The organism is Streptomyces sp. GDS52, assembly GCF_052246875.1.
Classification (GTDB): Bacteria; Actinomycetota; Actinomycetes; order Streptomycetales; family Streptomycetaceae; genus Streptomyces; species Streptomyces cathayae.
In genome coordinates, this window is the sequence record NZ_CM125966.1 from 5,493,420 (window position 1) to 5,503,942 (window position 10,523).

Consider the following 10,523-nt stretch of genomic DNA (forward strand, 5'->3'; position numbering starts at 1 on the left):
AGGGAGCCCGCGCATGGCCGCTTCGCTCGACGGTCTCGTCCTCGCCCCCGTCGCCGACCAGGCGCCGGGCCAGGTCGGCACCCGCACCCGGTTCACGTACCACGAGCAGGACGGCGGGATCTGGGCCGAGTACGCGGGCGGTGACGTCGCCCGCGGGTACCTGGTGGGCACCCGTGAGGGGGACCGGCTGGACTTCCGGTACGTGCAGCTCAAGCAGGACGGCGGCACGTCCTCGGGGCACTGCGTGTCGACGGTCGTGGAGCTGCCCGACGGGCGGGTGCGGCTGGAGGAGGCCTGGCAGTGGGAGTCGCAGCCGGGCAGCGGGACCAGTGTCGTGGAGCAGCTCACGGGTCCCGCAGGCCGACCGGCTGACTGACCGATGGTCAGGTGTCTGTGACTCCGCTCCCTCTCCCGAAGGAAGGGTGTTTCCCACCCGAGGGTTGCGGTCCAGCCCGAACCGATCCCTTGCGGGACACCAGAAACGTACATTAGGGATTCGATTCCCCCACCGGCTGAAGCCGGTGGTTCCCTCGAAAGAGGTCCGGTGGTGATCAGGTGAGCGAGCAGATGCAGCAACGGGGACCGTCCGAGCCGCGGCGCGTGGTGGTGACGGGGGCCGGAATGGCCGGCGTGCAGACCGCCGTCGCCCTCCGGGAGCAGGGATTCACCGGCACCGTGACGCTGATCGGTGCCGAACCCCACCAGCCGTACGACCGGCCCCCCCTGTCCAAGGCGGTGCTGCTCGGCAAGGCGGAGAACTCCGCCTTCGACGTCGACTTCGAGGCGCTCGGCATCGAACTGCGGCTCGGCTGCGAGGTGCTCGGACTGCGCCCCGCCGACCACGAACTGGACACGGAGGCCGGGCCGGTCCCCTACGACGTCCTGGTCGTCGCGACCGGTGCCGAACCGGTCCGGCTGCCGGGCGCGGACGGGGTCCCGGGCGTCCATCTGCTGCGCACCCTGGACGACGTCGAACGGCTGCGGCCGGTGCTCGCGGACCGCCAGGACATCGTGGTCGTCGGCGCCGGCTGGATCGGTGCGGAGTTCGCCACGGCGGCGCGCGAGGCGGGCTGCGCGGTCACCGTCGTGGAGGCGGCCGACCGGCCGCTGGCCGAGGCGCTGCCCGCCCAGGCGGCCGCCCCGATGACCGCCTGGTACGGCGACGCGGGGGTGGTGCTGCACACCCGCGCGCGCGTGGAGCGCGTCGAGCCCGGCGCGGTGGTGCTGGACGACGGCTCGCGACTGCCCGCGGGCGCCGTCGTCGTCGGGATCGGGGCCCGCCCCGCCACCGCCTGGCTGGCCGGATCCGGGGTCGAGCTCGGCGAGCGCGGTGACGTGGTCGCCGACCCGCACCTGATGACCTCCGTGCCGGACGTGTACGCGGTCGGCGACTGCGCGTCCTTCCCCTCGGGGCGGTACGGCGAACGCCTGCTGGTGCACCACTGGGACAACGCCCTGCAGGGCCCGCGCACGGTCGCGGCGAACATCCTCGGGGCGGCCACCGGCGAACCTCCGGCGGTGTACGACCCGGTGCCGTACTTCTGGTCCGAGCAGTTCGGCCGCTTCGTCCAGTACGCCGGGCACCACGCGGACGCCGACCGGACGGTGTGGCGCGGGGACGCCGACGGGCCGGCCTGGACGGTCTGCTGGCTCCGGGAGTCCCGGCTGGTGGCGCTGCTCGCGGTGGGCCGCCCCCGCGACCTGGCCCAGGGGCGCCGGCTGATCGAGGCGGGGACGGTGCTGGACGCGGAGTTGCTGGCCGACTCGGAGCGGCCGCTGAAGTCGGCGAAGGGGTGAACCCCGGCCCCCGGGGGAGGGCCGTCCGGCCGACACGTCCGTGCGCGGCGATCCGCCGGACGGACCCCGGGCGGAGGGGCTCGGCTTCCGACTGTCAGTGCCAGATGGCACGCTTGTCCCGTGACCGAGATTGACGCAAAGATCGATGCTCTCGTCCCCGCCTGGCTCACCCTGCCCGACATCGCCGAGATGCTCGGTGTCGAGGTGACGCGCGTCCGGCAGCTGGTCAAGGAGGGCCAGCTCATCGCCGTACGCCGAGGTGAGAACCGCGCACTGCAGGTCCCCGCCGCCTTCATCGACGAGGACAAGGTCGTCAAGGGCCTCACCGGCACCCTGACGCTCCTGCGGGACGACGGTTTCACGGACGAAGAGATGCTGGAATGGCTTTTCACCGCCGACGAGAGCCTGCCGGGCACGCCCGCGCAGGCGCTGAGCGAGAACCGCGGCACGGAGGTGAAGCGCCGCGCCCAGGCGCTCGCCGTCTGAGCCCGCGACGAAACACCCGGACCCTGACCCCCCGGACCCGTATCGGGGCGGGGAGCCGCGTCCGGTTGTGAACCGCCGCCCGGCGCCGCTGTCCCAGGGCGCCGGGCCGCGCTCCACCCGGCCCCGGGTTCGCCCCGGTCCGGCCGACACCGACACACGGGGGGACACCCGCATGCCAGTCACCACCGCAGGCACCACCGCGCGTACCGCCGCAGGCACCACCGCGCGCGCCCGGCTCTCCGACGCCCTGGTCTATCTCTGCACCGACGCCCGCAAGCGGCAGGGCGATCTCGCGGAGTTCCTGGACGCGGTCCTGGCCGGCGGTGTCGACATCGTGCAGCTGAGGGACAAGGGCATGGAGGCCGGCGAGGAGCTGGAGCACCTGGCGGTCCTCGCGGACGCCTGCGCCCGGCACGGCAAGCTGCTCGCGGTGAACGACCGCGCGGACGTCGCCCACGCCGCCGGCGCCGGCGTACTGCACCTCGGCCAGGGCGACCTTCCCGTCCCCGCGGCCCGAGCCGTCCTGGGCGAGGACGTCCTGATCGGCCGCTCCACGCACGCCGAGTCCGAGGCGGCCGCGGCGGCCGTGCAGGAGGGCGTGGACTACTTCTGCACCGGCCCCTGCTGGCCCACCCCCACCAAGCCCGGCCGCCACGCCCCCGGCCTCGGCCTGGTCCGGTACGCCGCAGCCCTCGGCACCGACCGCCCCTGGTTCGCCATCGGCGGCATCGACCTCGGCAACCTCGACGAGGTGCTGGAGGCCGGCGCCCGCCGGGTCGTCGTCGTACGGGCCGTCACCGAGGCGGACGACCCGGGCGCGGCGGCGTCCGAGTTCGCGAAGCGGCTGCGCGCGGCGTCCGGCGCCCGGTGACCGAGTTCGTCTCAGGTTTGTCCGAAGGGTGGACAAGAAAGCCGTGAATCGGGCAAATAACCCTCATTCGGTTGGGGTGGCGCTGGCCCCTGGCTAACCTGCCGGTATGGCCCTCGGAACCGCATCGACCAGGACTGACCGCGCACGCACCGTGCGCGACATGCTCGCCGCCGGAAAGACGACGTACTCGTTCGAGTTCTCGGCGCCGAAGACCCCCAAGGGCCAACGGAACCTCTGGAGTGCGTTGCGCAGGGTCGAGGCGGTCGCCCCGGACTTCGTCTCCGTCACCTACGGTGCCGGGGGCTCCACCCGCGCGGGCACGGTCCACGAGACCGAGCAGATCGTCGCGGACACCACCCTCACCCCGGTCGCCCACCTCACCGCGGTCAACCACTCCGTCGCCGAACTGCGCAACATCATCGGCCAGTACGCCGACGCCGGGATCCGCAACATGCTCGCCGTGCGGGGCGACCCGCCCGGCGACCCGATGGCCGACTGGATCCCGCATCCGCAGGGGCTGACCTATGCCGCCGAACTCGTCCGGCTCATCAAGGAGTCGGGTGACTTCTGCGTCGGCGTCGCCGCCTTCCCGGAGATGCACCCGAGGTCGGCCGAGTGGGACACGGACGTCGCGCACTTCGTCGACAAGTGCCGGGCGGGCGCCGACTACGCGATCACCCAGATGTTCTTCCACCCCGAGTCGTACCTGCGCCTGCGTGACCGGGTCGACGCGGCGGGTTGCGACACGCCGGTGATTCCAGAGGTCATGCCGGTGACCAGTGTGAAGATGCTGGAGAGGTTGCCGCAGCTCAGTAACGCGTCGTTCCCGGATGCCCTGAAAGAGCGGATCCTCACAGCGGCGGACGATCCGGCGGCGGTACGCTCCATTGGCATCGAGTTCGCCACGGAGTTCTGCGCGCGGCTGCTGGCCGAAGGAGTGCCCGGACTGCACTTCATCACGCTCAACAACTCCACGGCGACGCTGGAAATCTACGAAAACCTGGGCCTGCACCACCCGCTGCGGGCCTAGACCGGTCGCACCGGTGTACGACACACTGCGTAGCGGCCGCTGGGAGAGGGGCGTACATGGGCTGGACGGTCCTCTACATCGCGTTCGGTGTGGTCGCGTTGTGGCTGCTCGGCGAGGTGTTGCTGCAGTACAAGGCACGCCTGCGCTGGCGGCTGCTCGCCTTCGCCGGCTTCCTGGGCGTCGTGCTCGGTGTGCTGATCCAGACCGTCCTCGTCATCGGACTGGGCGCCGTGGCCTTCGCGATCGGCCAGACCTACGTCACCCTGTCGTTCCGCCGCGGCTTCGCGGCAGGCTGGGCGGTCAACGCCCCGGCGCTGGCCGCCGTCAAGGGCGGCCGGGGTGACCGCGCGCGGCAGGAACCGACCCTGGAGGTCTCCGGCCTGGAGGCCACCGGCGACGGCCACGGCGGCGGGGACGGCTACGGGGACGAGGCCGCCGCCTACCGCACCGACCGGAACACCTACGCCGCGGACGACTACGACCGCGACGACGTGTTCACGCCGACGCGCACCGAGCAGCCGACGGCCGCCGAGACCACCGCCGTCTACGAGCCGCAGCCCATGCCCGACGACACCGGCTCGTACGGCGTCTACGGCGACAACGGCGGTAACGGTGACAACGGCGGCAACGGGTACGGCACCCCGGCCCAGGACCAGTACGCGGCGACCGCGCAGAGCCCCGACCAGGGTTACGCCACCGACCAGAACTACGCCTACGACTACTCCGGTTACGGTCAGCAGCAGGCCGCCTACGACAGCACGGGCCAACAGCAGCAGTACGCCGCCTACTCCGACCCGTACATCGGCAACTCGAACTACGGCGACGCCTCGTACGGCACCGGTTACGCCGACCCGCAGCAGTACGGCCAGCAGGGCTACGGCCAGGACCAGTACGGGGGCGGCGCCTACGGCGGCGAGACCCCGGCCGGCGGCCTGTGGGTCCCGCAGCAGCGCAACGCCGACGACCTGTACGGCGGTGAACTCCCGCAGGAGCAGCCGTACCCGTACCAGGGCGAGGACCAGACGGGCCAGACGGGCCAGGCGCCGGGGAACGGCAACGGGTACGACGAGCAGCAGTACCGTTACTGATCCGCCCGGATCCGCTCACATCCAGAAGCGTCCCCGTCGTTCACTGGGAACCGCGGAACTCCGGCCCCTCCACGATCAGGCCGGCGACCAGCGCGCCCGACATCCCGGCGTGCGGCAGCCCCCCGCCGGGGTGCGACCAGCCGCCGACCGTGAACAGCCCCGGTACGCGCGTGCCGTTGGACGGGTGGAGCAGCCGCCCGCCCGCCGCGGCGAGCGCCGGTACGGGCACCGCTCCGCCCTCCGCGCCCGTCGCCTCCGCGATGTCGGCCGGGGTGCGCACCTCGTGCCGGAGCAGCCGGTCGCGCAGTCCGGGCACCGCCCGCTCGGCGGCGGTGATCATGCGCTGTGCGTGCTCCTCCAGGCCCGGCCCGGCGCCCTGGGGCACCACCGAGGTGAGGGTGACCGCCTCATGGGCGTCGTCGGGGACCAGCGCCGGGTCGTCGGGCCGCAGGACCGTGACCGTGGGGTGCGCGGGCAGGCCCGCCGGGGAACCGGTCAGGGAATCCAGCTCGGCCTCCCGGTCCTCCGTGTGCACGACCGTCCGGTGCGGTGTCCCCTCCGGACGCCCCCCGCGCAGCGCCAGCAGCACCGTCAGACGGCTCGCCGCCCCGGTCCTGCCCGGCACCTCGCCGTCACCCCGCACCCGGCTCCCCCGGGTCAGCCGGTCCAGCACCGCGGGCGTCACCCCGGCGACCACGTGGTCCGCCTCGGCCACCGCTCTCCCCCCGGAGGCGGGGGAGGTGCCCTCGGCGAACTCCACGCCCGCCACCCGGCCGTCCTTCTCCAGCAGGCCGGTGACCTCGGCGCCGAAGCGGAACTCCACCCTGCGGGCCACACACCGCTCGTACACCGCGCGGGCCAGCTCCCGCATGCCGCCGCGGACGTACCAGGTGCCGAAGGCGTGCTCCATGTACGGCAGCACCGCCGCGCTCGCCGGGGCGGACCGGGGGTCGAGGCCGTGCTCGAGCGCGTAACTCCCCAGCAGGGAGACCAGCCGGGGATCGCGCAGCTCCCAGGCGCCGACCTCGGCGAGCGTGCCCGCGGTGCGCGTGCGCAGCAGCTTCCGGTGAGGGACGGCCGGGTAGGGCTCGCGGTCGGCGAGCACCCGCCAGTCGGGCCACAGCGGCTCCTCCAGGAGCGGTCTGCGGGTCCTGGCCCAGGCCTCGCGGGCGCGCACCAGGAAGTCGCCCCAACGCTGTCCGGCAGCGGGACCGAGGGCCTCCTGCAGGGCAAGGACGGCACCCGCGCGGGACGCGTTCGGCAGCGAGACACGCGTGCCGTCCGCGAACACATGGTGGGACGACGGGTCGACCTGGACCAGGTCGACGCAGGCGTCCAACGGCTCCTTGCCGGTCTTGACGAACAGATCGCGGTAGACCGCGGGCAGCGGGAGCAGTCCGGGGCCGGTGTCGAACGCGAAGCCGTCCCGCTCCAGCCGGCGCAGCGCGCCGCCGTACGTGTCCGTCCGCTCGTACACCGCCACCCGGTGGCCCGCGACGGCCAGCCGGGCAGCGGCCGCCATCGCGCCCATCCCGGCGCCGATCACCGCAATCCGTGCCATGCCAGGGACTTTATCCGCCCCCACCGACACCCCGGTCCCGAGTACCGGCACCCCCGCTCCGGTGACCAGCCGGCGACACGGCGTGGTGGGGGTGGGTGCGCAGGGCTGAGTACCCGTACCTAGTCCCCGAGATGAGTACGCGCGCGGATGGGCCAGGACCTGCGGAAACGAGAAAGTGGAGAGCACGGAGAGGGGAACGGCTCCGCAACCGGCGACACGGGGCGCCGGAGACGGACCGGCCCGCGATCCGCTCCTTCCACCGGCGCCGTCGGTGGGAGCGAGGCACGGGGGTCCCGGGGGGACGACCGCAACGGGGGTCCTGCGGGGGGACGTACAGGGGAACCACGGGGGAGCAGGAAGGTGCCGGTCCGGCAGTGGCTCGCGGGGGACGCAGCCACCGCCGGACCGGCGTCTTCGTGCGCGCCGGGGTACACGACCGGGTGGCTCCGCCCGGCCGGTCGGCTCAGTGGCGGCCGCCCACGCGTCCCTGCAGCAGCCGGGACAGCGCCGCGTGCACCTCGTCCAGGGAGCGCCCCGGCTGGAAGGACTGCCAGTCCAGCGCGGCCACCAGCACCATGCCGACCAGCGCCGCCGCCGTCAGCGGAACGTCGGTCTCCGCGCTGAACTCGCCGCTCTCCACGCCCTCGCGCAGCACGTCCTCGACGACCGCCACGGCCTGCTGCCGGACCACCAGCAGCGTGGACTGCCAGGCCCGGTTGGTGCGCCACAGTTCGGCCACGTACAACTGGGTGAAGGCCGGATAGCGGTCGATGAAGACGAGCCCCGCGCGGATCATCGCGTCCAGGGCGTCGCCCCTGCCGCCGCCCCGGAGGGCCGTCCGGTCGGCCGCCTCCCGCAGCGAGGCGGCGAGGAGCCCGACCCCGTGCCGCAGCAACTCCTCGAAGAGAACCGACTTGCTCGCGAAGTTGTAGTAGACCGTGCCCTTCGCGACCCCTGCCCGCTCGGCGATCTCGTCCACCGTGGTGGCGGAGAAGCCCTGTTCGGCGATGAGGGTGACGGCCGCCTCGTAGAGCTTCTGCCGGGTGGCCTCGCGGCGGGTACTGCCGCCCGACGTGGTGCTGCTGCGTTCCATGGCCCTGATTGTCACAGGGCCGCCGCCCCGCCCCTCCACAGGCTCGGCCCAGGAGGCGGCCGACCCGGGATCGAACTGTCGAGCGACGTACAACCCGGTGAAACCCCAGGTCGGAACGGATTGTCAGTGCCATACCGCACGATGAGCACATACGGCACCCGGTAGCAGGGGATGCCGTCACGAAGACGACAGGAGGTTCGTCATGGCCCACTCCTCCGCAGCCGCCGCCCGCCGGCGCCGCGCCACCGGCCCTGCCCCCTCACTGACCGGCCCGGCGGACGACGTCCACCCCGTGCTGCGCCGTGCCACCGCCCCGCCCGCCGCCCTCGGCCTGCTCGCCCAGGCCCGTGCCGGACTCGACGAGGCCACCGTCCTCGACACACCCAACGAGCGCTATGCGACGGCCCACCTCGCCGCCCTGCGCACCGCCGCCGCCGTGCTCGCCGCGCGGGGGCGGCCCGAGACCTCGCCCCGGGCCCGGAGCAGGATCCGCAGCGCCTGGGAGGTGCTCCCCGAGATCGCGCCCGAACTCACCGAGTGGAGCGCCCTGTTCGCTTCGGGCGCCCGGCGCCGCGCGCGGGCCGAGGCGGGCATCCGGGACGCGGCGAGCGGCCGGGACGCCGACGATCTGATACGGGACGTGGCGATGTTCCTGCGCCTGGTGGAGCGGATGCTCGTCCTCCAGCCGGTCCTCCCGCAGCCCCGTACCGACGCGGAGCGCCCGCACCACACCGCCCGCGCCGCCCACCCCGACGGCCACGACCCCGGTGGCGGCGCGGACCGGGACATGCCCGACACCGGCTGACCCGCGCGGGCGCACCGGCGCCCGCCACCGCGGGGCGGCCCGGGGCGCCGCCCCGCGGTGGCCGGGGAGCGTGCCGCAGGCAATAGGGTGGAAGGCGCCTGAAGCCTCCGCCGTCCTCCGTACGTCCGGGCAGGGGAGGCAGCCCGATCGCTCCGCCGTGAATGAGGCGGTGCCGCGCCGAGGAGTCAACTGCCGTGTCGGACACCCTGCGCCCCCGCGCCGCTCTCCGTACCGCCGTGGTCTGGGAGGTCCTTCAGGACGCCCTGCGAGGCCGGGCCGAGGCGACCGGACGGCCGGCGCTGGACGTCCTCGACACCGGCGGCGGCAGCGGCAACTTCGCGGTGCCCCTGGCCCGTCTCGGCCACCGGGTCACCGTCGTCGACCCCAGTCCCGACGCGCTGTTCGCCCTGGAACGCCGTGCCGTCGAGGAGGAGGTCGCCGACCGGGTCAAGGGCGTCCAGGGCGACGTGCACGGCCTCTTCGACGTGGCCGAGCGCGGCGGATACGACGTGGTGCTGTGCCACGGCGTCCTGGAGTACGTCGACGACCCGGCCGAGGGCGTGCGCAACACGGTGGCGGCCCTGCGCCCCGGAGGGGTCCTCAGCCTGCTCGCCGCCGGCCTCGGCGGCGCCGTGCTCGCCCGCGCCCTCGCCGGTCACTTCAAGGAGGCCCGGCAGGCGCTCGATGACCCGAACGGCCGATGGGGCACGGGCGATCCCGTACCGCGCCGCTTCACCGTCGACCAGCTCACCGGTCTGGTCGAGGACGCGGGGCTGCGGGTCGGCGCCGTGCACGGGGTGCGGGTCTTCGCGGATCTCGTTCCCGGCGTGCTCGTGGACACCGAGCCCGGGGCCCTGGACGCACTGCTGAAGCTGGAGGCCGCGGCGGCGGAACTCGACGCCTTCCACTCCGTGGCCACCCAACTCCATGTGCTCGGTGAGGCGCGGGGGACCACCGGGACCTGAGTGATCTTCTGTGACGCGTCGCTGATCAGCGACGCGTCCGTCGGCCCGCCGGTGCATGGAGTGGGCCACAGGCCCCCCGAATGGCGGCGGGGCACCGTATGATCGAGGGAGACCGACCGGCATGACGGCTCGGCCATCGGGGAATGAGAAGTCTCGAGCGGCCCGGGACGCGCATGGCGGGTTTCGGTCGGCCAGTTGGCGCAGAGGGGCGGGTTTCACGGGGTCGAAACCCCGCCTATCCTGAAGGGACCCCCCGGGTCGCCCCGGCGACTTGCACGATGAGGAGGACGCCGTGCCGCTCTCGGAGCACGAGCAGCGCATGCTCGAGCAAATGGAGCGAGCGCTGTACGCCGAAGATCCCAAGTTCGCGTCGGCGCTCGAGGGAAGTGGCCTGCGTACGTACACCCGTCGGCGGGTCTACCAGGCGGTCGCGGGCTTCCTCGTAGGTATTGCGCTCCTCATGGCCGGAATGGTCGCCCAGCAGGTCTGGCTCAGTGTGGTGGGCTTCCTCGTCATGCTGGGCTGTGCGGTCCTCGCCGTGACGGGCTGGCGCAAAGCCCCCAAGCCCGGTGAGCAGCCCGTCGGAGCCGTGGGCTCCACGGGTCCGCCGCAGTCCGGCCGTCAGAGCAGGCAGCGACGCTCCGTGATGAACCGCATAGAGGAGCGCTGGCAGCGCCGCCGCGACGAACAGGGCGGCGGGCAGTAGCTCCCGCACCCGGCTCCCGCAGACAGTTCCAGGACACCTGAAGACCGAGAGCACGGATCAGGGGGTGGCCACCGGACCGGTGGCCACCCCCTGATCCGTGTCCGCACCGGGACTCGGAGGC

Annotated in this window: 11 protein-coding genes; 9 read left to right on the forward strand and 2 right to left on the reverse strand. The window is 73.3% G+C overall.

The window, feature by feature from the left end; all coding sequences use genetic code 11:
- Window positions 1-13: 13 nt before the first annotated feature.
- The 6 genes from ACTWJ9_RS25050 to ACTWJ9_RS25075 all read left to right on the forward strand — a co-directional run bounded on the left by ACTWJ9_RS25050 (window position 14) and on the right by ACTWJ9_RS25075 (window position 5,272).
- Entirely contained in the window at window positions 14-376 is a 363-nt protein-coding gene (locus ACTWJ9_RS25050; RefSeq protein ID WP_279336516.1) for a hypothetical protein, read from the forward strand.
- A gap of 179 nt (window positions 377-555) precedes the next feature.
- Window positions 556-1,797 carry an NAD(P)/FAD-dependent oxidoreductase gene (locus ACTWJ9_RS25055; RefSeq protein WP_443294803.1) on the forward strand — a complete coding sequence of 414 codons (1,242 nt, stop codon included), beginning with the start codon at window positions 556-558 and terminating at the stop codon, window positions 1,795-1,797.
- Window positions 1,798-1,917: 120 nt separating this feature from the next.
- The gene (locus ACTWJ9_RS25060) at window positions 1,918-2,283 is read left to right on the forward strand and encodes an Rv2175c family DNA-binding protein (protein ID WP_279336518.1); all 366 of its coding nucleotides are present in this window, start codon (window positions 1,918-1,920) and stop codon (window positions 2,281-2,283) included.
- Window positions 2,284-2,455: 172 nt separating this feature from the next.
- Window positions 2,456-3,154, forward strand: coding sequence for a thiamine phosphate synthase (gene thiE / locus ACTWJ9_RS25065; RefSeq protein WP_279336519.1), 699 nt, complete (start codon window positions 2,456-2,458; stop codon window positions 3,152-3,154).
- Window positions 3,155-3,260: 106 nt separating this feature from the next.
- Complete coding sequence (gene metF, locus ACTWJ9_RS25070) at window positions 3,261-4,184, forward strand: methylenetetrahydrofolate reductase [NAD(P)H] (RefSeq protein WP_279336520.1); 924 nt, start codon at window positions 3,261-3,263, stop codon at window positions 4,182-4,184.
- A gap of 56 nt (window positions 4,185-4,240) precedes the next feature.
- The gene (locus tag ACTWJ9_RS25075; protein ID WP_279336521.1) at window positions 4,241-5,272 is read left to right on the forward strand and encodes an SCO2102 family sporulation regulator; all 1,032 of its coding nucleotides are present in this window, start codon (window positions 4,241-4,243) and stop codon (window positions 5,270-5,272) included.
- A gap of 40 nt (window positions 5,273-5,312) precedes the next feature.
- Here the strand turns inward: ACTWJ9_RS25075 and ACTWJ9_RS25080 are convergent, their stop codons facing one another.
- Together ACTWJ9_RS25080 and ACTWJ9_RS25085 are read right to left on the reverse strand one after the other, a co-directional pair.
- Complete coding sequence (locus ACTWJ9_RS25080; RefSeq protein ID WP_387036948.1) at window positions 5,313-6,833, reverse strand: phytoene desaturase family protein; 1,521 nt, start codon at window positions 6,831-6,833, stop codon at window positions 5,313-5,315.
- Window positions 6,834-7,296: 463 nt separating this feature from the next.
- Window positions 7,297-7,926, reverse strand: coding sequence for a TetR/AcrR family transcriptional regulator (locus tag ACTWJ9_RS25085; RefSeq protein ID WP_387036946.1), 630 nt, complete (start codon window positions 7,924-7,926; stop codon window positions 7,297-7,299).
- Window positions 7,927-8,128: 202 nt separating this feature from the next.
- Between ACTWJ9_RS25085 and ACTWJ9_RS25090 the strand changes: the two genes are divergently transcribed.
- From ACTWJ9_RS25090 to ACTWJ9_RS25100, 3 genes are all read left to right on the forward strand, one after another.
- The gene (locus tag ACTWJ9_RS25090) at window positions 8,129-8,731 is read left to right on the forward strand and encodes an SAV_6107 family HEPN domain-containing protein (protein ID WP_279336524.1); all 603 of its coding nucleotides are present in this window, start codon (window positions 8,129-8,131) and stop codon (window positions 8,729-8,731) included.
- Between the two features lie 194 nt (window positions 8,732-8,925).
- On the forward strand, window positions 8,926-9,696 hold the full coding sequence (locus ACTWJ9_RS25095; protein WP_279336525.1) for a methyltransferase: 771 nt from the start codon (window positions 8,926-8,928) through the stop codon (window positions 9,694-9,696).
- Between the two features lie 292 nt (window positions 9,697-9,988).
- On the forward strand, window positions 9,989-10,402 hold the full coding sequence (locus ACTWJ9_RS25100) for a DUF3040 domain-containing protein (RefSeq protein ID WP_387036943.1): 414 nt from the start codon (window positions 9,989-9,991) through the stop codon (window positions 10,400-10,402).
- Window positions 10,403-10,523: the final 121 nt, after the last annotated feature.

Excerpts from the sequence above, each read along its gene's own strand:
- ACTWJ9_RS25075 (WP_279336521.1), top strand. The coding sequence starts at position 4,241 with ATGGGCTGGACGGTCCTCTACATCGCGTTCGGTGTGGTCGCGTTGTGG.
- ACTWJ9_RS25085 (WP_387036946.1), bottom strand. The coding sequence starts at position 7,926 with ATGGAACGCAGCAGCACCACGTCGGGCGGCAGTACCCGCCGCGAGGCC.
- metF (WP_279336520.1), top strand. The coding sequence starts at position 3,261 with ATGGCCCTCGGAACCGCATCGACCAGGACTGACCGCGCACGCACCGTG.
- thiE (WP_279336519.1), top strand. The coding sequence starts at position 2,456 with ATGCCAGTCACCACCGCAGGCACCACCGCGCGTACCGCCGCAGGCACC.
- ACTWJ9_RS25080 (WP_387036948.1), bottom strand. The coding sequence starts at position 6,833 with ATGGCACGGATTGCGGTGATCGGCGCCGGGATGGGCGCGATGGCGGCC.
- ACTWJ9_RS25090 (WP_279336524.1), top strand. The coding sequence starts at position 8,129 with ATGGCCCACTCCTCCGCAGCCGCCGCCCGCCGGCGCCGCGCCACCGGC.
- ACTWJ9_RS25050 (WP_279336516.1), top strand. The coding sequence starts at position 14 with ATGGCCGCTTCGCTCGACGGTCTCGTCCTCGCCCCCGTCGCCGACCAG.